The following is a 20,600-nucleotide window of genomic DNA, read 5'->3' as shown; positions in this document are numbered from 1 at the left end:
GATCCCCCTTTTTCGAGGCGCGAATCCCCGAAATGGCCCAGTCCCAACTCCATCCCGCCCTCCTATGCAAAGGCCAGGGAATCAGACCGAAACCCTCTCTTCAACAACGATGTGTGCATGTCGTAGCCTCGCGGGGAGGGGACAGGGGTGGGGGCAGCCCGCGCCGGCCAATCGGGTGCCACGCCACCCTCAGCCCTCTACCCCTCGAACAGCATGCCGTCGCGCAGCTGGTAGCGCCGCGTCGCCAGCGCTTCCACATCGTCGGCGTGGTGGCTGACCAGCAGTGTGATCCAGCGGTGTCGCTCGGTCAGCGATTTCACCAGCATGCGGATTACCGCGCGGGTGTCGTCGTCGAGCGCAGAGAACGGCTCGTCGAGCAGCAGTACCGGCCGGTTGCGCAGCAAGGTGCGGGCCAGCGCGACGCGCTGCTTCTCGCCACCCGACAGGGTGTCGGCGCGTTGCCTCAACACCTCGGAGAGGCCGACTTCGGCCAGCGCCGCCTCGATCTTCTCCTTGCGGTCGGCGGCCCCGCGCGGCAGCCCAAGTTCGACGTTCCGGTAGGCGCTCAAATGCTCGAACAGCGTTTCGGACTGGAACAGGATGGAAATCGGCCGCCGTTCGGGCGGCAATGGCAGCAGATCTGCGCCATCGAGCGTCAGCCTGCCGGAGGAGGGGACGAGGAAGCCGGCGATCAGGTCGAGCAGGGTGGATTTGCCGGCACCCGATTGGCCGCTCACGGCGGTGATTTCGCCCGGCCTGGCCACAAGGCTGAGGTCGAACTGCCTGGTGGCGCCCGGGTGGGTGAACCTGAGGTGTTCAGCTTCGAGCATGAGTCAGCTTTCCAAACAAGCTTCGGCAGCAGCACGAAGGCGGCGATGGTGATCACCAGCATCAGTGCCGCGATGGCAGCCGCATCATTGCTGCGATAGGCGCCGAGCGCCCGGTACATGAGCAGCGGCAGGGTAGCGAAATCCTCGGTGCCGAACAGGGCGATGACGCCGAGGTCGCCGAGCGAGAAACAGAAGGCCAGTGCCAGCACCACGCCCGCCTCCCGACCGATCAGGGGCCACTCGACCGCCACGAATTGCCGCCAGCCGGTGAGCCCGAGCGAGCGGATCAGCCGGCCGCGGCGTTCGGCGATGGCGTCGAGCGGCGGCGCCAGCGTGGCCAGCGCAAAGGGGAGGGACAGCAGGGCGTTGGCGAGCAGCACCACGACCGGCGCCGCTGCCTCGGGCAGCATGCCGGCATTGCGCACCAGGAGGAACGCGCCGAGCGACAGCACCACGGCGGGCACGGCGAGGTAGGCATAGGCCGGGGCGCCGATGCCGACACGGAGCAGCGGGATGCCGGATGCCGCGCGACCCATGCCGATGCCCAGCGCCAGCAGCAGGGTGAGGATGGCCGAGCCGGAGCCGAGCGCCAGGCTGGTGCCGAGCGCCTTCCAGAGGCTCGCGCGGCTCGCCACCTCGATGATGCCGGGGCCGATGCCGTCGATGAGGATGGCCAGCAAGGGCAGGGCGAAGCCGACAACGCCGACGAGCAGCACACCCCACTGAACAACCCGTGCGGCACTGCCGTCACGCCAGCGCGGCGGGCTCGAGGCACCGGTGCTGGCCGAGACCGGCGCAAAGGCGGAGGCGGCGATTATGATGGCAGAGCAGATGCCGATCTGCAGCAGGGCCAGTTTCACCGCGCCGTTGAGGTCGAAATCGAGGCGCACCGCAGCGTAGATCGCGACTTCCAGCGTCTGGTTGGCCGGGCCACCGCCGAGCAACAGAACGATGGGGAAGCTGGTGAAGGCGAGGAGGAAAATGATGGCGGCGAGCCCGGGCAGGGTGGGACGCAGCATCGGCCAGTCGATCACCGCGAAACGCTGCCAGGCGCCGAGCCCCAGGCTCTGGCCGGTCTTCAGGCGCTTTTCGGGAATGGCGTCGAGCCGCGCCAGGAGGATGCGGGCGGCAAACGAGGCATCGAGGATGACATGGGCGGCGAGGATACCGGCAAGGCCGAACAGCGGCACTTCGAGCGAATGGCCGGTCAGCGCCAGCGCTGCCTGGTTGATCCAGCCGGCACGGCCCCAGACTGCCAGGAGGCCGAAAGCGACGATCAGGCCAGGGGTGACGATGGCGGAGGCGAACAGCCCGACAATCAAGTCACGGCCGGGGAAACGCAGCCGGTTGAGCGCCCAGGCCAGCGCCGTGCCGACCAGCAGCGACAGCACCGTCGTGAGCCCGGCCTGGATGGTGGTCATCGAGACGAGATGCCAGACGTCGACCCTCGATCCCCGCGACGGCTCGCCCGCCGCCGTGGCGAGGATCGCCAGCAGCACCAATGCCACCAGCGCGGCAATGGTCGCGGCGATACCCGCCCCGACCATGAGCCGGAGCGGGCGGTAGGGTAGCGCCAGGTTACTGGAGCGCGGCGAGAGCGGCATCGACCCACGCCCGGCCATTGGCGGCAAGTGCGGCCTCGTCGATCGGCAGCACTTTCTCCGGCGGCTTGCCGAAGGCGGCCGGCAGGTCCGCGCCGATGTCGATCACCGGGTACATCCAGTTGGTGGTGGGGATGATCTTCTGCGCTTCAGGTGTCGTGAGGTAGGCAAGAAAAGCCTTGGCGAGATCGGGCTGATCGGAACTCTTCAGGATGCCCGCCACCTCGACCTGCGCGACGTACCCCTCGGAGAACGGCGCATAGGCGTAATTGTCCTTGTTCTCGGCCACGGCGTGGTAGGCGGGCGAGGTGGTGTAGCTCAGCACCATGTCGGCCTGGCCGTCGAGGAACAGGCCGTAGGCCTCTGACCAGCCGCGGGTCATGGTGAGGACGTGCGGCTTCAGCCCCTTCCAGATTTCCGAGGCGCGATCGCCGTAAGCGGCTTGCACCCAGAGCACGTTGCCGAGCCCGGGCGTCGACGAACGCGGATCCTCGATCACGATCTTGAAGGTCGGGGGGAGCGCAATCAGCTCTTCGAACGAGGTCGGCGGGTTGGGTGTCTTTGTCTTGTCATAGACAAAGGCGAAATAGCCGTAGTCGAAGGGCACGAACTCGGCGTCGCTCCACGGCAGCACCAGGCCCTCGGGGCTGAGGCCGTGCGGCGCGAAGAGGCCCGTGGCGCGGGCTTCACCGGACGTGGCGGTATCGAGACCGAGCACCACGTCGGCCTTGGTGGCGGCGCCCTCGAGCTGCACTTTCCTCAGGTTCGAGATGGCGTCCTCGGAGGTAGTCCACTCGATGGTGCAGTTGCAGGTCTCTTCGAAGCCGGCCTTGAGGCCGGGGCCGGGGCCCCATTCGGCGGCGAAGCCATCATAGGTGTAGATATTGAGGATTGGCTTGTCCTCAGCCAGGACAGGCAGGGCGGTGGCGCAGATGACTGCCGCCAACGCGAAGTGTGCGAACGCGCGCATAAGTCGTTGCCTTCGGTTGCGGCCATGTGAATGAAGGGGACGTCAATGGATCGGACGCCTCAGCGCCCTTGCCATCTCGAACTTCCTCCGCCAGCATGACCTGGTTCAGGTTCAATGGGTAACTCTCAGCTCCGGAACATCCGGAACACCCCAGCGAGACAGCTGACAGATAGACAGAGTTTTCCCTCCGTGCAAGCACGTGCCCCCCAGACTTCCGTTGCGGTCTTTGACGACCTCATGGTCCTCGTTGGCGGCGGGACGGTCGATTTCGACCTCCTGCGTGAACTCTATGCTTCGGGTGGGCACCTGGTGGGCGCCGATGGTGGTGCCGACCGGATCGTCGAGGCGGGGCTGAAACCCGAACTGATCATCGGTGATTTCGATTCGCTCAAGAACCCGCATTCCTGGCTGGGCAAGACCCGGCTGATGCAGATCGGCGAGCAGGAAACCACCGATTTCGAGAAGTCGCTCTACTCCACCCGCGCTCCGGTAACAGTGGCGCTTGGGATGACCGGACGGCGGTTTGACCACACGCTGGCGGCGCTCGATGCGGTGACCAAATATGCGGCAAAGCGCAAGATCGTCCTGGTCGACGAAGTGGACGTGGCCCTGCCGCTGACCAAGGCGTTCTCGTTCACGGTCGATCCGGGCGAGCGGGTCTCGATCCATCCGCTGGCGCCGGTGACGTTCTGGAGTTCGGAAGGGCTGAAGTACCCGCTCGATGCTGTGAAGCTGGCGCCGGGAGTGCGGACGGGGACATCGAACGAGGCGCTGACCGGACCGTTCAAGATCGTGCCCGAAGAGGGCGTGCATGCGCCGTACCTCCTGATCCTGGCGCGGAAATACCTGGCGCAGCTGATTGCCAAGCTGTTGCTGGAGAAGCGGTAGGGATCGGCAGTCGGCAGTAGGGGTGGGGGTAGACAGGTTAGGGCCGCAGGGGACATCCCTCCGACTGCCGACTGCCGACTGCCGACTGCCGACTGCCGACTGCCGACTGCCGACTGCCGACTGCCGACTGCCGACTGCCGACTGCCGACTGCCGACTGCCGACTGCCGACTGCCGACTGCCGCAACAAAAGCCCTCGAACCAACCCCGTTCCGGCGAAATTCCGCCCAAATCCCCGGTACATGTCGCGGTCTTTAAGACCTTGGGGCCATTCGTGAAAATTCTGATTGCAGCAGTATTGCTGAACCTCGCCGCGGTTTCCGCGAGCCGGGCGGAAGTGGTGTGTACGTTGATCGTCGATGCTCAGAGCGGCGCGGTGCGCCTGCAGGAGGGTGGCGGCTGCGACACCCGGACCTCGCCGGCCTCGACCTTCAAGGTGCCGCTGGCGGTGATGGGGTTCGATGCCGGGATCCTGACCGGCGCAAACGAGCCGGCCTGGCCGTACAAGGCCGAGTATGAGGCGAACCGCGCCGACTGGAAGGTGACCACCACACCCGCCACCTGGCTGCGCGATTCGGTGCTGTGGTACTCGCGCGTGCTGGTGGCAGAAATGGGCGCCGAGCGGTTCGGCAAATACGTCAGCGATTTCGACTATGGCAACGCCGACATCTCGGGCGACCCAGGCAAGAACAACAGTCTGCTGCGTTCGTGGATCAACTCGTCGCTGTTGATCAGCCCGGAAGAGCAGGTGCGGTTCGTGCGGCGAATGCTCACGGGTGAGTTGCCGGTAACGGCCGCAGCACAGGCGGCGGTGGTCGCCATCATGCCGAGCTTTAGGGCCGGCAAGTGGACCGTCTCGGGCAAGACCGGCACCTATTACGAGCGCAATGCCGACGGCACATTCAACTCGCGCCGGCAGACCGGCTGGTTTGTCGGCTGGGCCGAGCGCGACGGCGAGCGGCTGGCCTTCGCCTACCTGATCCGCGACACCAAGAAGACCTCCGGTGCAGCCGGCCTGCGAGCCCGCGACGCCCTGCTGGCACGGTTCGCCAAATGGGGCAAGGGCGAGTTCGCCTGGGCGCAACAGCCGCGTTCGGTGGTGGTACCGGTGATCGGGCCGCCGCAGAACGGGTAATGAGCCTCAAAGGTCACACCCCTCGACACCTCTCCCTTGGGGGAGAGGTCGGCCCGCAGGGCCGGGTGAGGAGGCCTTCCTCGCACTTGGTGTTTGCGGCAAGGCCCCCTCACCCCGACCCTCTCCCCAAGGGAGAGGGGGCGCTCGAGCCGAAGCATCGCCAACAGAAAGGGCCGCCCACCGGGCGGCCCTTTCTCATTCATCGATCGGATGGCTCAGAGACTGGCTTCGCGCGACTTGGCGTGGGCTGCCTTCTGCACGGCTTCCTGTACCTTCTCGAAGGCGCGGACCTCGATCTGCCGGATGCGCTCGCGGCTGACATTGTATTCCTGCGCCAGTTCTTCGAGCGTCGCCGGCTCGTCGCGGAGGCGCCGAGCCTGGAAGATGGCCTTCTCGCGCTCGTTGAGATCGCTCATCGCGTTGGTGAGCAGGCCCATGCGCTCGGAGAATTCCTCGGTTTCGCCCAGCGTAGTTTCCTGGTCCGGCGTATCGTCGACCAGCCAATCCTGCCATTCCGAGGCACCCTCGTCGGCGCGCATCGGCGCGTTCAGCGAGGCGTCGCCCGAAAGGCGCTGGTTCATCGACACCACGTCGTTTTCGGTGACGTGCAGCGTCGTCGCGATCTGCTTGATCTGGTCGGGGTGGAGGTTGCCGTCATCGAGGGCGGCGATCTGCCCCTTGATCTTGCGCAGGTTGAAGAACAGCCGCTTCTGTGCCGCGGTGGTGCCGATCTTGACCAGAGACCACGAACGCAGCACGTATTCCTGAATGGCGGCGCGAATCCACCACATGGCGTAGGTCGCGAGGCGGAAGCCCTTTTCCGGCTCGAAGCGCTTGACCGCATGCATCAGGCCCACATTGCCTTCCGAGATGACCTCGGAAATTGGCAGGCCATAGCCGCGATACCCCATGGCGATCTTCGCCACGAGGCGCAGATGCGAGGTGATCAGCTTCTGGGCGGATCCGGGATCCTGATGCTCCTTGTAGCGCTTGGCGAGCATGTATTCCTCGTCAGGCTCAAGCATCGGAAACTTGCGGATTTCCTGGAGATAGCGGCTGAGTCCACCCTCAGCCGAGAGAATTGGCAGGTTTGTCTGGGCCATAATGCACCCTCGTCTTTCCCCCGTAGTCACGGGCAGATACGCAGCCGTGTCCAGTCCGGCACACGGCTGACTGTGAGAGATATATAGGTCGAAAATCGGTCTTGATAAGACCCACCGACCCTCCATGACAACGTTGGTAGACCCCGAAGGTTGCGTGAACCTTGCAGGTGGTTCTGAGCTACGGCGACGCGTGGCGGAGCTTGCCGGCAGCCTCGCCTCACCCACCGGGTCATTCCCGCGAAAGCGGGAACCTCTGTTTGGTGCCACCAGCGCTATCGCAAACGGAGATCCCCGCTTTCGCGGGGATGACACCGGGTTGGTGGAAAGTGGGTGGAAGGAATAGGTCCTCCCCGACCGCGAACCACTCTAGCGCGCAAACGCGCGATCGAACGGCTCGATCGCGTCCTCGAGCGCTTCGAGATCGGGTGGCAGCGGGGCTTCGAACTGCAGTTCTTCGCCGGTTGCCGGGTGCTCGAAACCGAGCTCGGCCGCATGCAGCGCCTGGCGGCCGAGGGCGGCGACGGCTGCCTTGGCAGCATCGGGAAGCCGGTTGACCTTGGTGGCAAAGCCGGGGCCGTAGACCATGTCGGCGACCAGGGGATGACCGATATGGGCCATGTGGACGCGGATCTGGTGGGTGCGGCCGGTTTCGAGTTCGCAGCGGATGCGGGTGATGTCCCAGCCTTCGTCGCCGAAGCGAGCCTCGACCCGGTAGTGGGTGATCGCCTCGCGCCCATCCTGGCGCACGGCCTGCTTCAGCCGGTTGGCCGGGTCACGGCCGAGCGGCGCTTCTACGGTGCCCGAGGCCTGTTGGGTGCGGCCCCAGCAATAGGCGAGATAGGCGCGATGCAGAGGCCCGGTGCGGCCATGATCGGCGAACTGGGCGGCCAGATGGTTGTGCGCCTGCTCGGTCTTGGCGGCGACCATGACCCCCGAGGTGTCCTTGTCGAGGCGGTGCACGATCCCCGGGCGCTTGACCCCGCCGATGCCCTTGAGGCTGTCGCCGCAATGGTAGAGCAGGGCGTTGACCAGCGTGCCGGTGTAGTTGCCGGGGGCAGGGTGCACCACCATGCCGACCGGCTTGTTGATGACGATCAGCTGGTCGTCCTCGTAGAGGATGTCGAGCGGGATGTTCTCGGGGGTCGGCTCGGCCTCGATCGGCTCGGGAGCGACGAGAGTGACTTCCTCGCCGTTGCGCAGCTTGTATTTCGGCTCTGTGACAGCTCGCCCATTGATCGCAACGCTTCCGGCCAGTATCAGGTCCTTGATCCGGTTGCGCGAGAAGACCGGTACGGCGCGGGCGAGTGCGGCATCCAGCCGGCTGCCGGCGTCGGCGGCATCGACCAGCAACTGCCACTCCTGTTCCTCGCCGGAAATATCCTGCATGAGCGATCCTCAAGACAAACCCGAAACCACCCCGGAACTGACACCGGAAGCCAAGGCCGTGCTGGCCCGGGCGCGAAAATCCTTCCTGGTGTCGATGGGGCTACTGGTGGTGGGCCTTATCGCCATCGGCGGGGCGCTTGTCTACCGGGCATCGCAGAGCGACGGCAAAGCCGGCGGCGACTACGTGATCGCGGCGCTGAAGATTCCGGCCGGTGGTGAAGTGGTTTCGGCGGTGGCGGCGGATGGCCGCGTGACCGTGACCTACAGGCTCGGGCCGCTGACCAGCGTGCGCATTTTCGACGGCAAGTCGGGCGAAATGATCCGTGAAGTGCCGGTGGTGAGCGAGTAGAGCTGGCTGAGGTCAGCGAGTAGGCCGCTGGCTGGGGGGCAGCGAGCAGGTTCGCTGCTCGGAGTTGTTAGACCCCCGTGGCTCCACCAACTCGATGTCATCCCAGCGAAAGCTGGGACCCATCTATCCAACTGCGCCAGCTGTGAGTTGGGTCACAGCTTTCGCTGGGATGACACCCGGTGGGGAGGCGAGGCGGTGCCTTGCCCGATCAGCTAGGGTCCAACCTCAGTTCCCGTCCTGCAATTCCCGCAGCGCCTTCAGCCGATCAGATACCGCCTGGCCCTCGGGCGCGCCGCCCTTCCGGGCCTTCGGACCGCGCACGGGCGCGGCTTCGGCTTCCTCTGCATCGACGAATTTCTGCATGCGCGAGGCGAGGCTTTCTTCCTCGTCGATCGGCCCATTGCCTTCGAGCGCATAGACCAGGCGGCTGACGTCGGAGGCGATGTCGTTGAGGCGCTCGCGCAGGTGCGACTGCTCGATGCGATCGCTGTCCCAGTCGGCCATTACGGTGCCTTCGACGCTCGCCACCTTGGCGCGGAGCTTTTCCATCTCCTCCTCGAGGCCGAGCTTTTCGGCCAGCAGCATGTCGCGCTTTTCCTCGCCATCGCCGACCAGCTTGGTGGTTTCGGCGAGCAGGGTCGAGACCCGGCTCTCCGCATCGGCAATACGGGCCTCGGCCTCGGCGAGGTCGGATTGGGCGTCGCTCACCACGTCATCGCGCTTGGCGAGTTTCTCCCGCAGCTCGGTGGCCGTAGCGCGGGCTTCGGCACCGCTCTTGTCGGAGTTCTCGAGGCTCTCGATCAGCGTGCGGTTCTGCGTTTCGAGAAATTCGGAGCGCTTCTTTTCGATCTCGAGATATTGCAGCAGCTCGTCGATATCGGTGTTGTAATTGCCGCTCAGCGCCTTGCCGTCGACTGCGAAGGCACGCGGGGCGCTGCCGCGCAGGGTTTCGCGGGCGGCATCGAGCTGGCTGGATTTTTCGCCCAGCTCACGGTCGCGCATGCGCAGTTTCTGCGCGAGATCGGCGCCTTCCTTTTCCAGTTCGAGGATACGGCGGCGGGCTTCGGCTTCGCGCTCCTCGAGCTCGCGCACCACCTGCAGGTGGCTGTCGCGCTCGCCCTTGATGCCGCCGAGCTCGCTCTTCTTGCGATTGATGTCGCGCAGCTGGTCGGAAAGGCGGCGGCGCAGCGCCTCGACGTTCATCTCGAGCCGCCGGGTGGACAGGGCGAATTCGGCGCGCAACTGGTCCTTGTCGGCGCGGAACTCGGCCATGGTCATCGGCGTCGCGGCTTCGATCCGCTTCTTGGTGAGGCGGACGGCGCGGCGCCAGACGGCGGGCATGATGATCAGCGCCAACAGCCCGGCCACGAGCAGGCCGAGCACGAAATACATGATGTTCTCAATGACCATAACTCAACTCCGCCACCGGCAACTGCCCGGTCCCGGGTGTTCGCGCCCGTTACGATGGCAGCAATGGCCGCCCCCGGCTATCGCTGTCCGGTCGTAACCTTACCGGAAGACGGGCACGCGGTCACGATGCGCTGCCGCGATGAACGGTACTTGAATGGATTGCAGACGGTTTTCGCGATCGGAGCGCGCCGGCCGCTCAGAACGGATTCCAGGTCGGTTCCTGGGTAAACTTCAGGTAGCCGACGTTGACGCCAAGGCGGGCGCCGACACCGGAGCGGATTGGCACCATCACCACGTCACCGTACTTGATCACCGTCATGCCAAGGCCGCCGATGACATAGGCGGAGCCGTCGACGCCGGGATAGCGGCCATAGACGTCGGAAACCGAGCTGAGATTGTAGACCAGCATCATCACTTTGCTGCCGTCGCCGCCGAAATCGAGGCCGACGGTCGGGCCCTGCCAGAACACCGAATGCTCGCCCTGGTTGCGGGTGTACATGGTGCCTTCGCCGTAGCGAGCGCCCGCGAAAATGGCGCCACCGGCTTCCTCGCCGAGAATGTAGGCGTTGGGCAGGCCGAACTGGCTGACGGCGCGCTCGACCAGCGAGGCGAGCCCCTGGGCGACGGAGCCGAAAAACTGGTGACCGGTATCGACCAGCTCGTCGCCGGAGAAGGTGTCGGAGAGTGAGCCTCGCTCCTGCGCCTGGCTGAAGGTGGGGGTCAGCACGAGCGTCGCCGCGGTGAGTGCGACGAAGGCGGCGAGAATGAGGTAGACCATGCGGTCGAGCATGAGGGCACTCCGGAGGGGCTTAGTTCGAGCGGCAGGCCATTTACGCGGTACTTACCATGACGACGCTAGGTTCGGCGCATCCGGCTTGCCTGAGGTGTGCTCAAGCTAGGCGTTCATGGCGGCAATGATGCGGCAAAAGCGTAAACAAAACTTAACCATAACCCGGCTTCTTGTAGCGCTGTGGTTGAGCCTGGGGCTTGTACTTAGCGCCCCCGCCAACGCCGCGGCGCTGGTCGATGCCATCGTCACCGACCCGCTCACCGGCGTAGCGCTCGAGGGCTATGATCCGGTGAGCTACTTCACCGAGCCGGAGCCGGTGCAGGGGCTCGCCGACTTCGAATACCAGTGGGGCGGCGTGCCCTGGTACTTCGCTTCGGCAGCCAACCGTGACGTGTTCATGCGCAACCCCGAGGTTTATGCACCGCAATTCGGCGGCCACTGCGTCACCAGCCTCAGCCGCGGTTACCTCTCGGACGGCAAGCCGCGGCTCTACGTCATTTCGGGGATGAAACTCTACCTGTTCTATTCGGTGGCCAATCGCGAGGCGTTCTTCAAGAGCGAGGAAACCTCGCTGCAGGACGCCAGTGGGGGCTGGGCCAGGCTCAGCGGCACGCTGACCGGGGAAGAGGGCAGTGTGGCGGACGCGGTGGGCAAGGCGGCTGACCCTGGAACCGGTCGCTGAAGTAGCGCCGCTCGAGCAGCAGGACGCGCAGTCCCGATGCCAACGCCCGTTCGGCTATGGTGGCGCCATAAGAGCCGACGCCGACCACAACAAGGTCGGCACGGCCCAAGCTGTCCATGCAATCGCCCCGTTGCGCCCCGTCGCCAGCCCATGCATAGCGTAAGGCAAGTTGAAAAATCAGTGGGAAAGCATGGCTTCCGCCAACCGTTTCTTGGTCATCGTGCGGGCGGGCGAGAAGAGTCTCCATGCCGGCTGGCTGCACGGCAGCGAGCGCAATTGGGACCTTGTCGTCTCATGGTATGGCGACACGCCCTATGAACGGGTGGCCGATGAGCGGGTGCTGGTGCAGAAAGGCGCGAAATGGGACGTACTGGCCCAGCACTATGCGGCCGATCCAAGCCTCATCGCAGACTACGACTACCATCTGCTGATCGATGACGACATCGCGACCGATTGCGAGACGATCTGCCGGCTGTTCCTGCTGGCCGAGCAGCACCGGCTCGAGATCAGCCAGCCAGCGCTGACGCCGGACAGCTACTTCTCCCACATGCCGACCTTGCGCGCGCCTTCGTTCCTGCTGCGCTACAGCAATTTCATCGAAGTCATGGCGCCCTGCCTGTCACGCGCCGCGTTGCAACGCATCCTGCCTTGGGTGGCCGACTCGCCGACGGGCGATGGGGTGGACTATGTGTGGTGCCGGCTCGAAGCCGACAACCGCAACCGGTGCGCGATTATCGATGCAGTGCCGGTGCGGCACACTCGGCCGGTGGGCCGGTTCCTGAAGGTTCGCGTCGAAGCGATGGGGATCGATCCAGTGCTGATCCGCGATGCCTTTCCGGCGCGCTTCGGTATCGACCACAAGCAGCACGAGTTTCGCTGCTATGCCGGACTCAGTCGCCATGGCCGGCCACGGAACTTGCGACAGACCTGGCGGCATATGCTTTTCGACTACCTGATGACGCTGCCGCAATGGATGGAACCGTTCCGTCTCAGGACCCTGGTTCGCGGTTTCATCCAGCACCGAAAGCCGGCGTCGCTCGGACAGGCGTTTTCGCTCTACGACGGGCCCTTGCGGCTCGATGAGCGCAGGCTCAGCGCGGCACGGCCTTCGGTCGCCGACGCCGAGCTTGGCTCCCCCTAGGGCAGACGCGCCCTTTGCGGTTAGGCTACGCCAAATTGATTCGACGGCAAGGACCCATAGAATGGCGGATTTCATCGAGCTCAAGGCGACCGACCTCGCGGCGATGCTGTGTTCTCGGGTCTGCCATGACCTGATCAACCCGGTGGGGGCGATCGGGAATGGGCTCGAGGTGCTGGCCGACCCGACGCAGTCGGCGATGGCCGACGGCGCGCAGGAACTGATTGCCAACGCGGCCAAACAGGCGCGGGCCAAGCTCGAGTTCGCGCGGCTGGCCTATGGCGCGTCCTCGACGGCAGGCACCGATTTCGACACCCGCGAATGCGAACGGGTGGCGCGGGTGTATTTCGAGATCGAGAAGGCCGATCTGGACTGGCAGGTGCCGCTGATCCTCTTACCCAAGCACAAGGCCAAGCTGTTCATGAACATGCTGCTGATCGCCGCCATGGCGGTGCCGCGCGGCGGGGTGGTGACCGCCAGGATCGAGGGGGCCGCCGGCGCCGAGGTGTTCAAGCTGACCTCGAAGTCGGATCCGGAGAAGCGACAGAAGACACTGATGCCGTCGGGCGCTGAAGGGCTGTTGTCCGGCTCGCCTGAAGGGGGTGTCGATGCGCGGGGCATCCAGCCGTTCTATACCGGCATCCTGGCGCGGATGACCGAGATGGAACTGAAGATCGGCATCGAGAACGACGTGTTCGAGTTCTCGGCGACGCCGAAGGCCGTGGCGGTCGCCGCGTAACACTATCTGGGTTACGGCCGCGGCCGGGCCTTGCTGAGCATCTGTGCGCTCGGCGTGACCGGATCTGCCGGTTTGGCCGGCTGTGTATTGTCGTGCGAGAGGACCTGCCTGGTGGCGGAGCTGAACCTTCGCAGGTTTCGTGCAGCTTTGCTGTCAACTTCCTCAGGCCGGCAAGCAGGCAAACCCGACGTTGCTCTCAAAAAACTTGCCGATGCGGAGAAGGGTTCAAGTTTCGCTAACCATTCGTAGGGACATTTGGATGGATAGTGTGGGCGAACAACTCGCGTCGGCCGGTCCGTGTCCGAAGCATTTCGGCAGATGGGCCAGGACGACCGTGGGTCGTGCGGTGGATGGGCAGGCGCTCGACGGAGGCCAGCTGATCCGCCGATTGGGAGAAACGCGTCATGAAATCCTGCCTCGTGGTCGATGACTCCAGCGTGGTGCGCAAGGTGGCGCGCCGCATTCTGGAGGATCTCGACTACATCGTGGACGAGGCCGAGGACGGGCAGGAAGCCTTCGACAAGTGCCGCCAGGAAATGCCGGACGCGATCCTGCTCGACTGGCAGATGCCGGTGATGAGCGGGCTCGAATTCCTGAAGCTGCTGCGCGGTTACGTCGGCGGGCATACGCCGCGGGTGGTCTACATGGTCACCGAGAACGATATCGGGCAGATCGCGCTGGCGCTGAAGGCCGGGGTCGACGACTACATGATGAAGCCGTTCGACCGCGACCATCTCGAAGGCAAGTTCACCGTTTCGGCCACCGAGCGCGCCAGCGTCGCCTAGGCCATGTCGTTTCACCACCGGGCGGCCGGTTGGGCCCGGCCGCTCCACTATTTGCCGGCCGTCATCGGCGAAAGGGCCTGGCGCTCACGCCTCCTCGGCCCATTCCTCGGCAAGGAACTGCTTGGACGAGTTGAGCCGCGGGAATGAGATCCCGGGCACCGGCAGAGCCAGGAAGGCGCAGAGCGGCTCCCAACCTTCGCGAACATCGAAAGTCAGCAGGCGAGAGGCGGGAATGGTGGCTTGCACCTCGGCGATATGGGCGTTGAACAACGCTGTAGCGTAAGGTCGTTCGAACATGCGTCCATCGAAAACACCCTCGACGATCAGCTGGTAAGCCATGTTGGCGACGCCGTTGGCATGCGGATCGTCGTAGCTGCCACGGCCGGCGATGAACCTGGCAATTGTGGCTTCGACACTATCGAACCACTCATCGGCGTCGCGCACCGTGAGGATCACCTTGGCATCGGGATAGTGGGCGGCAAGTTCGCGCCAGTAGCGGGCGCCAGGCCAGTCGACCTGGGCGCGGTAGCCGCGGAACAGGGCATCCCAATCGGGGCGACCTCCGTCCGCCAGCGCCTGCCAGCCGGGCAACTGTTCGGGGTGGTCGCGGACCTCGAACATGTGGTGGGCAGGACCAAACCCCAGGTGCTCAAGGGCAACCTTCAGCGAGTTGGTGCCGGTGCGCCCGAAACCCGGGCCGATGATCTCTAATGCCATTTTTCTTCCCTCGTATGCGTGTCTGTCAGGCGTGGCAGGGGGCGCCAAAGGGCCCGGGCGCGGCGCGAAAACTACGGAGCAGCGCAGAAACCGCAGGCACCCATGCCGGTACGGTGAAGTTCAGGGTGGTGTGCTGGGCATAGTAGGCGTCTTCGTTGCCCACGGTACGCACCGGGTACTCGGCGGCCGTGGGACCACGGGCCAGTGCATCTGCGGCGGCAGCAGGAAGCATGTCCATTTTCGACTCCTCGGTTGGCGCCAAGTGGCGCTGTGAGGAAAAATCTGCTCGATCCGCGGGCTTTGGGTCCTTAGGCAGTTCCAAATGAGTTGCTAAACCGGCTCCGCTGCTAGGTGAGCCCGGCTTTCTTCAGGCCCTCGATGATCAGCTCGAAGCGGCCGTCGGAGCGCTGCGCCACAGTTTCGACGCCGGCGATGGAGGTGTAGGGAGCAAAACTCTTGAGGCGCGCCAGCGTCGCCCTCGCCTCTTCCAGTTGGCCAAGATGCGCGTAGGCGGCGGTCTGGATCCAGTAGGTGGGCGGCCAGTCCATTTGGGTGGCGCGTGAACGCCCGAGCCAGACGAGCGCGCCTTCGAAATCGCGCATGAAGAAGCGGGCGAAGCCAATGCCGGCGAGGCTCTCGGAGGCTTCCGGGGCGCCGGGGCTGAGGCTGTATGCGCGTCGGTAGCAGGCTTCTGCCTTTACTGGGTCGCCGGCCAGCATGTTGCAGATGCCGCCCAGCACCTGGACGACAATGTTGTGCGGGTTGGCCGCCAGCGCCCGGTCGACCATGGCGAGGCCTTCGGCGCGCATATGGCCGATGGCGAGCAGCGAGTGGCTGCAGATGGCCAGCACGACGGGATCGTCGTCGCCGTAGTGCAGCGCCAGCCGCGCCAGTTCGAGGCAGCGAGCGACGCCCGCAGCATCTAGCACCGTGAGCGCGACGGTGCCATGCCGGGCAAGGCTCCATGAGGCGTAGGCGAGGGCGGCGGCATAGTCCGGCTGCAGCGCGATGGCCTGCTCGAGATGCGCGAAGGCAGTGAGATAGTCCGCCGGGTTGCGCGAGCCGAAGAACGGCAGCGCGCGCAGGAAATGGTCATAAGCCTGCGGGTTGTCGGGCCAGCGGCGGCGGGTCCGCTCGATCTCGGCGCGGCGGATCTGCGGTTCGACGAGGCCGACGACGGCGGCGGTGGTCTTGTCCTGAAACTCGAAGAGCTGGCCCATCTCGCCATCAAAGCTCGAGGCCCAGAGGTGAGTGCCGCTGGCAGCGTCGACCAGTTGCACGGTGACGCGGACCCGTTCGCCGGAAAGCCGGACGCTGCCCTCGAGCAGGTAGCGGACGCCGAGCTCGCGCGCGACCTGGCGGATGTCGGCGGCGCGGTTGCGGTAGGCAAAGGAGGAGTAGCGCGAAACGACGGCGAAGGACTTGAAACGGCTGAGGGCGGTGATCAGGTCTTCGACGAGGCCATCGGCGAAGTAGTCGCGCGTCGCGTCGCCGCTCAGGTTGACGAAGGGGAGCACCGCGAGGCTGGGCTTGCCGCCCGCTTCGGCGGGCGGCGCTTCGGCGGGCGCGGGGGCGTTGCCGTGCACCAGGCGGTAGCCGATGCGTGGCACGGTGACGATCCACTCCTCGCCGCCAGGGCGGGAGCCAAGCTCCTTGCGCAGAGCGGCGATCTGCACGGTGATATTGCCTTCCTCGACCGTCACGCCGGGCCAGACGCGCTCCAGCATCTCGGCCTTGGTGACGATCCCGCCCTCAGCCTCGAGCATGGTCTCGAGCATCATCAATGCCTTGGGGCCGAGCGCAACGGGCTGGCCGTCGCGCCGCAATTCACGGCCTGGCGTCAGAACAAATGGGCCGAACCGATGTTGAGCCTCGTCCATGGCGGAAGTTGTACATCGAATGGGCGATGTTTCGTAGGGCTGCGGCGCAAGAAACAAGCAACTCGATAACCCACCAATGAAGTTACTTCCAATGATGGTGTCGAGCGAGGGCAGGATACATGTCGATCACGCCGCGACGTTGGCGAGCATGCGGCGAATGATCAGCTTGTGGAACGGCAGCACGCCGAGCAGGTAGAGCCGGCCGCCCAGATTGTGCGGATGCACCCAGGTGGAGATGGCGGCCAGGGGGTGTGGGCCCGCGGTTTTCAGCACTGAAACGCGGAAATCGAGATGGCGGTCGTCCTCGCCGAGGATCGCCTCGTTGGGCGACAGCTCTTCGAGCCGGAAGAAACTCACGTAATCGCCGACGCCTGGGTCTGGATTGGCGGGTGGTACATCGGCGCCGGTTTTCAGTCCAAGCGGCGAGACCAGCCCGTTGCGCAGCCAGAGCAGGCCGTTGACCCAGCCCGGCATGACGGTCAGCCGCTCGGCCAGTTGCAGCGGGGTCAGATCAGGGTCGGCGAGCGGGACGGCATAGGAATCGACGAAGTCACCCGGCCCGATGCGCTTGCGCAAGAGGCTGGTGAGCGGCAACTGAAACGGACGAGCGCGCATGAGCCCAATGTGCGCACGCCGGTTGCGACCTGCGATGCGACATTGGCGCGCGGGTTAGCTGGCGCGCTCCATAGCCATGCGAACCCAGCGCAGGTCTTCGGCGAGCGTGCGGCCGGCCGGCTTTTCATCCGGCCCGGCCTCGCCGCGCAAGGCAAGGAAGGCGACGGCGGCGGCGGCGTTGTAGAGGCGAACGCGGCCGAGATCGATCGGCTGGCCGCCGGCGGCCTCGTAGGCTGTCGCGGCGGCGGTGAACAGCGCCTCGTCTTCGGTATCGAGCAGCAGGTAGCGGAAGTCGTAGTGGCGGTCGGTCAGCGACGCCTCGTCGTAATCGAACACGCCGACAACGGTGGCGTCGGAGGTCACCACCATGTTGTGGAAGCCGAAGTCGGTATGCGCGAGAACCCGGTCGGCGATCTCCAACTCCGTCATTTCGCTGCGGGCCAGGAGCGTCAGGGCGCGATCGATCAGCTCGCGATCGCCGGTGACGCGGGGCAGGTCGGCAGCCACCTGCGACAGCGGAGGCGGCCAGCCGGGACGAGGCAGCAGCCAATCGCCGAGTTCTGCCGACGGAATGCTGAGGTGCTGATCAGCCAGCACGTGGCCGAAACGGCTGCCCAGCATGACGGCGAAGTGTCGATCATCACGAACCCGATGGTAGACGGCGAACGGATCGGGTGTGCCCGGCACTTCGAAACGCAGCTGCCAGCCGGCCGCAGCGCGGTGGATGAGACGCGGTGCGCGGAAGCTGCAATGGCGTTCGATGAGGGCGAGCGCGCGCGCCTCGCGGGCGAGGCGCTGCAGGCCGTGCGGATCGGTGGGGAACCAGGCGATCCGGTCGCCCGGCAGACGGGCTGCAAACCGATTGTCGCGCACGAAGAGCGCCATCCCGGCCGGATCGACGGCGACACCGATATTCGCCAATGCCGCCGCGACGGCAGCCGGGTCCGGGGCAATCCACTCGATATCGCTCATGGCCGGAGGGTGCCATTGGCCGGTTGGCCGCTCAAGCTCTGTCCGCTGTGGGTCGGCCCAAGGCAGGCCAAAACGCTGGCTTCGAGACAGTCGTCTCCCTCCCTTGTTTAGGGGAGGGATCAAGGGTGGGGGTCAGCCCACACCGGCTGGAGTATCTCACCGTTTGAAGGCGCTCAAATAGCGAGAACCCCGCACCGTCTGGTACGGGGTTCCCCAGGTCTGCCGCAACGCAGGACTGAATCAGGCGACGCTGGATTCCGCGAAGCTTTCGCTCTCGTCGGGCTCGCGCAGCACATAGCCGCGGCCCCAGACGGTCTCGATGTAGTTCTTGCCGCCGGTGGCGACCGAGAGCTTCTTCCTGAGCTTGCAGATGAACACGTCGATGATCTTCAGCTCGGGCTCGTCCATGCCGCCATAAAGGTGGTTGAGGAACATTTCCTTGGTGAGCGTGGTGCCCTTGCGGAGCGAGAGCAGCTCCAGCATCTGGTATTCCTTGCCGGTCAGGTGCACGCGGGCCGACTGCACCTCGACGGTCTTGGTGTCGAGGTTGACGCTCAGGTCGCCAGTGTTGATGACCGACTGCGCATGGCCCTTGGAACGGCGGACGATGGCGTGGATGCGGGCGACCAGCTCATCCTTGTGGAACGGTTTGGTCATGTAGTCGTCGGCGCCGAAGCCGAGACCGCGCACCTTGTCTTCGATGCCGGCAAGACCAGAAAGGATCAGGATCGGGGTCTGCACCTTGGCCACGCGCAGGGTGCGCAGCACTTCGTAGCCCGACATGTCGGGAAGGTTCAGGTCGAGCAGGATGATGTCGTAGTCGTAGAGCTTGCCTAGGTCGACGCCCTCTTCACCGAGGTCGGTCGTGTATACGTTGAAACTCTCTGATTTGAGCATCAGCTCGATGCTCTGCGCTGTCGCGCTGTCGTCCTCGATCAAGAGTACACGCATGCCGTCAATCCCCTTAAACCGTTCCCTGCTGGAACCATGGATGAGGCGCTGTGCGCGTTCACCCTTAACCGAACCCTACTGGATATGACCCAAACCTAAGCGCAATTAGTTAACAAAGTTTAATTCTGATCCGCAAGATGCAATGGGTCTCCCGTTAGTGATATGTTAAATCGTTGAAAATGCTACAGAAATCGCACATAACCGACTTAAGAAATTAGGTTAAGAAAGCCCTTCAATCGACTCTGTCGACTCAAGGATTTGGGGGCCTTGAGGGCTCGGAAAGCGGCTCAAGGCACGCCGGGCGGATGTGGGAGTGGGACCCCATGGTTAACGCTTTTTGCTTAACGTTCGGTTACCGTCGTCCGAAAGCGATTCGGGCACCGTGAAAGAGGCCGATGCAGTCCCTGAAAGCCGCAATTGACGCCATCGAGGACGTGGAGGTCTTCGGGCGCGTCAAAACCGTGCAGGGCTTGCTGATCGAAGTGGTCGGGCCGGTGCGCGAGCTGCGCGTCGGTGGCCGGGTCGAGATCGAAACCACCAATGGCGGGGTGCTGGGGGCCGAGATCATCGGCTTTCGCGATGGCCATGCGCTATGCCTGCCGTTCGGCGCGCTGAACGGGGTGCGGCTCGGCTGCCGGGCGCTGTTCAAGCGGCATGACGGGGCAGTGCAGCCCTCCGAGCACTGGCTCGGCCGGGTGATCAACGCCGATGGCGAGCCGATCGATGGCAAGGGCCCGCTGCTGCCGGGCGCCGCGGCCTATCCGTTGCGGCAGGTGCCGCTGCCGGCGCATGAGCGTATGCGGGTGGGCGATCCGCTGGACATGGGCGTGCGCACCCTCAACACCTTCACCACCATGTGCGAGGGCCAGCGTATGGGCATCTTTGCCGGCTCGGGCGTCGGCAAATCGGTGCTGATGAGTATGCTGGCCCGCAACGCCCAGGTCGATGTTGCGGTGATCGGGCTGATCGGCGAGCGCGGCCGCGAGGTGCAGGAGTTCGTCACCGAGTATCTGGGCGAGGTCGGCATCCAGCGGGCGGTGGTGGTGGTCGCCACGTCGGACGAGGCGGCGCTGATGAGGCGACAGGCGGCCTTCCTGACGCTGACGCTCAGCGAGTATTTCCGCGACCAGGGCAAGCGAGTGCTGTGCATGATGGACAGCCTCACCCGGTTTGCCCAGGCGCAGCGCGAGATCGGGCTTGCCATCGGCGAGCCGCCGACCGCCAAGGGTTATCCGCCGACGGTTTTCACCGAACTTCCGAGGTTGCTGGAACGAGCGGGCCCAGGCCTCGCAGACTCGGGCTCCATTACCGGTCTATTTACCGTTTTGGTGGAAGGTGACGATCACAATGAGCCCATCGCGGACGCCGTTCGCGGTATTCTCGATGGGCACATCGTGATGGAGCGCTCGATCGCCGAGCGGGGACGCTATCCGGCGGTCAATGTGCTCCGGTCTATCTCGCGAACCATGCCAGGGTGTGTGCCAACCAATGTGCGGCCCACCCTGCAGAAGGCGCGGGAGCTCATGTCGACATTTGCCGACATGGAGGAACTGATCCGGCTGGGGGCATACCGGAAGGGATCGGATCCAGGCGTGGACCGTGCCATCGCGATCAACCCGGCGCTGGAGGCGTTTTTGAGCCAGCAGCGGGAAGAGCGCACC

General features: G+C 65.0%; 20 protein-coding genes, 1 pseudogene and 1 riboswitch. Of the genes and pseudogenes, 8 read left to right on the top strand and 13 right to left on the bottom strand.

Annotated features, from left to right (window positions below; all coding sequences use genetic code 11):
• Positions 1-197: 197 nt before the first annotated feature.
• From VGV07_RS24285 to thiB, 3 genes are read right to left on the bottom strand one after another with little or no spacing between them, the layout of a single operon-like run.
• Positions 198-830, bottom strand: a complete 633-nt coding sequence (locus VGV07_RS24285) for an ATP-binding cassette domain-containing protein (RefSeq protein ID WP_326871307.1) — start codon at positions 828-830, stop codon at positions 198-200.
• Positions 734-2,434 (bottom strand): hypothetical protein, encoded by a 1,701-nt coding sequence (locus tag VGV07_RS24280; RefSeq protein WP_326871306.1) that lies wholly within the window; start codon positions 2,432-2,434, stop codon positions 734-736. Before VGV07_RS24280 ends, VGV07_RS24285 begins: the two co-directional genes overlap by 97 nt.
• A complete protein-coding gene (gene thiB, locus VGV07_RS24275; RefSeq protein ID WP_326871305.1) occupies positions 2,409-3,401 on the bottom strand; it encodes a thiamine ABC transporter substrate binding subunit in 993 nt (330 codons plus the stop codon). The genes VGV07_RS24280 and thiB overlap by 26 nt, the downstream gene beginning before the upstream one ends.
• Before the next feature lie 65 nt (positions 3,402-3,466).
• Positions 3,467-3,564: riboswitch (TPP riboswitch) on the bottom strand.
• A gap of 74 nt (positions 3,565-3,638) precedes the next feature.
• Between thiB and VGV07_RS24270 the strand changes: the two genes are divergently transcribed.
• Complete coding sequence (locus VGV07_RS24270; RefSeq protein WP_326871304.1) at positions 3,639-4,289, top strand: thiamine diphosphokinase; 651 nt, start codon at positions 3,639-3,641, stop codon at positions 4,287-4,289.
• A gap of 260 nt (positions 4,290-4,549) precedes the next feature.
• A pseudogene (gene blaOXA / locus VGV07_RS24265) lies at positions 4,550-5,326 on the top strand (class D beta-lactamase); the annotation flags it as partial.
• Between the two features lie 311 nt (positions 5,327-5,637).
• Here blaOXA and rpoH read toward each other — a convergent pair.
• Together rpoH and VGV07_RS24255 are read right to left on the bottom strand one after the other, a co-directional pair.
• Positions 5,638-6,525, bottom strand: coding sequence for an RNA polymerase sigma factor RpoH (gene rpoH, locus VGV07_RS24260; RefSeq protein WP_326871302.1), 888 nt, complete (start codon positions 6,523-6,525; stop codon positions 5,638-5,640).
• Positions 6,526-6,891: 366 nt separating this feature from the next.
• A complete protein-coding gene (locus VGV07_RS24255) occupies positions 6,892-7,911 on the bottom strand; it encodes an RluA family pseudouridine synthase (protein ID WP_326871301.1) in 1,020 nt (339 codons plus the stop codon).
• Here VGV07_RS24255 and VGV07_RS24250 point away from each other — a divergent pair.
• Positions 7,910-8,260: a hypothetical protein gene (locus VGV07_RS24250; protein WP_326871300.1), complete on the top strand. Its 351-nt coding sequence runs from the start codon at positions 7,910-7,912 to the stop codon at positions 8,258-8,260. The genes VGV07_RS24255 and VGV07_RS24250 overlap by 2 nt on opposite strands.
• A 225-nt stretch (positions 8,261-8,485) precedes the next feature.
• Here VGV07_RS24250 and VGV07_RS24245 read toward each other — a convergent pair whose 3' ends face one another.
• Together VGV07_RS24245 and VGV07_RS24240 are read right to left on the bottom strand one after the other, a co-directional pair.
• Entirely contained in the window at positions 8,486-9,670 is a 1,185-nt protein-coding gene (locus VGV07_RS24245; RefSeq protein WP_326871299.1) for a hypothetical protein, read from the bottom strand.
• Between the two features lie 196 nt (positions 9,671-9,866).
• On the bottom strand, positions 9,867-10,460 hold the full coding sequence (locus VGV07_RS24240) for a DUF1134 domain-containing protein (protein ID WP_326871298.1): 594 nt from the start codon (positions 10,458-10,460) through the stop codon (positions 9,867-9,869).
• A 184-nt stretch (positions 10,461-10,644) separates the two neighbouring features.
• Here VGV07_RS24240 and VGV07_RS24235 point away from each other — a divergent pair, with 184 nt between their 5' ends.
• The 4 genes from VGV07_RS24235 (at position 10,645) to VGV07_RS24220 (ending at position 13,804) form a co-directional block, all read left to right on the top strand.
• Positions 10,645-11,142 (top strand): YHS domain-containing (seleno)protein, encoded by a 498-nt coding sequence (locus VGV07_RS24235; RefSeq protein WP_326871297.1) that lies wholly within the window; start codon positions 10,645-10,647, stop codon positions 11,140-11,142.
• A gap of 190 nt (positions 11,143-11,332) precedes the next feature.
• Positions 11,333-12,283, top strand: a complete 951-nt coding sequence (locus VGV07_RS24230) for a DUF707 domain-containing protein (protein ID WP_326871296.1) — start codon at positions 11,333-11,335, stop codon at positions 12,281-12,283.
• Between the two features lie 61 nt (positions 12,284-12,344).
• Positions 12,345-13,019 carry a histidine phosphotransferase family protein gene (locus VGV07_RS24225; RefSeq protein WP_326871295.1) on the top strand — a complete coding sequence of 225 codons (675 nt, stop codon included), beginning with the start codon at positions 12,345-12,347 and terminating at the stop codon, positions 13,017-13,019.
• Positions 13,020-13,423: 404 nt separating this feature from the next.
• A complete protein-coding gene (locus VGV07_RS24220; protein WP_326871294.1) occupies positions 13,424-13,804 on the top strand; it encodes a response regulator in 381 nt (126 codons plus the stop codon).
• A gap of 84 nt (positions 13,805-13,888) precedes the next feature.
• On the opposite strand, the gene VGV07_RS24215 is transcribed toward VGV07_RS24220, so the two are convergent.
• The 6 genes from VGV07_RS24215 to ctrA all read right to left on the bottom strand — a co-directional run bounded on the left by VGV07_RS24215 (position 13,889) and on the right by ctrA (position 18,939).
• The gene (locus VGV07_RS24215) at positions 13,889-14,521 is read right to left on the bottom strand and encodes a sulfotransferase family protein (RefSeq protein ID WP_326871293.1); all 633 of its coding nucleotides are present in this window, start codon (positions 14,519-14,521) and stop codon (positions 13,889-13,891) included.
• Positions 14,522-14,546: 25 nt separating this feature from the next.
• Positions 14,547-14,759 (bottom strand): hypothetical protein, encoded by a 213-nt coding sequence (locus tag VGV07_RS24210; protein WP_326871292.1) that lies wholly within the window; start codon positions 14,757-14,759, stop codon positions 14,547-14,549.
• 109 nt (positions 14,760-14,868) lie between these two features.
• Entirely contained in the window at positions 14,869-16,401 is a 1,533-nt protein-coding gene (locus tag VGV07_RS24205; protein WP_326871291.1) for a winged helix-turn-helix domain-containing tetratricopeptide repeat protein, read from the bottom strand.
• A gap of 126 nt (positions 16,402-16,527) precedes the next feature.
• Positions 16,528-17,016 (bottom strand): DUF2867 domain-containing protein, encoded by a 489-nt coding sequence (locus VGV07_RS24200; RefSeq protein ID WP_326871290.1) that lies wholly within the window; start codon positions 17,014-17,016, stop codon positions 16,528-16,530.
• 54 nt (positions 17,017-17,070) lie between these two features.
• Complete coding sequence (locus tag VGV07_RS24195; RefSeq protein ID WP_326871289.1) at positions 17,071-17,988, bottom strand: phosphotransferase family protein; 918 nt, start codon at positions 17,986-17,988, stop codon at positions 17,071-17,073.
• A 240-nt stretch (positions 17,989-18,228) separates the two neighbouring features.
• Positions 18,229-18,939, bottom strand: a complete 711-nt coding sequence (gene ctrA, locus VGV07_RS24190; protein WP_291309446.1) for a response regulator transcription factor CtrA — start codon at positions 18,937-18,939, stop codon at positions 18,229-18,231.
• A gap of 395 nt (positions 18,940-19,334) precedes the next feature.
• On the opposite strand from ctrA, the gene fliI reads away from it, so the two are divergent.
• A partial coding sequence (fliI, locus tag VGV07_RS24185) for a flagellar protein export ATPase FliI (protein WP_326871288.1) occupies positions 19,335-20,600 on the top strand: 1,266 nt, incomplete at its 3' end.

The organism is Devosia sp. (assembly GCF_035944845.1).
GTDB lineage: Bacteria > Pseudomonadota > Alphaproteobacteria > Rhizobiales > Devosiaceae > Devosia_A.
Note: the sequence above shows the minus strand (reverse complement) of the source record. Positions and strands in the feature narration are given on the sequence as shown.

Coding starts and splice junctions, on each gene's coding strand:
- VGV07_RS24285 (WP_326871307.1), bottom strand. CDS start 830: ATGCTCGAAGCTGAACACCTCAGGTTCACCCACCCGGGCGCCACCAGG.
- VGV07_RS24280 (WP_326871306.1), bottom strand. CDS start 2,434: ATGCCGCTCTCGCCGCGCTCCAGTAACCTGGCGCTACCCTACCGCCCG.
- thiB (WP_326871305.1), bottom strand. CDS start 3,401: ATGCGCGCGTTCGCACACTTCGCGTTGGCGGCAGTCATCTGCGCCACC.
- VGV07_RS24270 (WP_326871304.1), top strand. CDS start 3,639: ATGGTCCTCGTTGGCGGCGGGACGGTCGATTTCGACCTCCTGCGTGAA.
- rpoH (WP_326871302.1), bottom strand. CDS start 6,525: ATGGCCCAGACAAACCTGCCAATTCTCTCGGCTGAGGGTGGACTCAGC.
- VGV07_RS24250 (WP_326871300.1), top strand. CDS start 7,910: ATGAGCGATCCTCAAGACAAACCCGAAACCACCCCGGAACTGACACCG.
- VGV07_RS24255 (WP_326871301.1), bottom strand. CDS start 7,911: ATGCAGGATATTTCCGGCGAGGAACAGGAGTGGCAGTTGCTGGTCGAT.
- VGV07_RS24245 (WP_326871299.1), bottom strand. CDS start 9,670: ATGGTCATTGAGAACATCATGTATTTCGTGCTCGGCCTGCTCGTGGCC.
- VGV07_RS24240 (WP_326871298.1), bottom strand. CDS start 10,460: ATGCTCGACCGCATGGTCTACCTCATTCTCGCCGCCTTCGTCGCACTC.
- VGV07_RS24230 (WP_326871296.1), top strand. CDS start 11,333: ATGGCTTCCGCCAACCGTTTCTTGGTCATCGTGCGGGCGGGCGAGAAG.
- VGV07_RS24225 (WP_326871295.1), top strand. CDS start 12,345: ATGGCGGATTTCATCGAGCTCAAGGCGACCGACCTCGCGGCGATGCTG.
- VGV07_RS24220 (WP_326871294.1), top strand. CDS start 13,424: ATGAAATCCTGCCTCGTGGTCGATGACTCCAGCGTGGTGCGCAAGGTG.
- VGV07_RS24215 (WP_326871293.1), bottom strand. CDS start 14,521: ATGGCATTAGAGATCATCGGCCCGGGTTTCGGGCGCACCGGCACCAAC.
- VGV07_RS24210 (WP_326871292.1), bottom strand. CDS start 14,759: ATGGACATGCTTCCTGCTGCCGCCGCAGATGCACTGGCCCGTGGTCCC.
- VGV07_RS24205 (WP_326871291.1), bottom strand. CDS start 16,401: ATGGACGAGGCTCAACATCGGTTCGGCCCATTTGTTCTGACGCCAGGC.
- VGV07_RS24200 (WP_326871290.1), bottom strand. CDS start 17,016: ATGCGCGCTCGTCCGTTTCAGTTGCCGCTCACCAGCCTCTTGCGCAAG.
- VGV07_RS24195 (WP_326871289.1), bottom strand. CDS start 17,988: ATGAGCGATATCGAGTGGATTGCCCCGGACCCGGCTGCCGTCGCGGCG.
- ctrA (WP_291309446.1), bottom strand. CDS start 18,939: ATGCGTGTACTCTTGATCGAGGACGACAGCGCGACAGCGCAGAGCATC.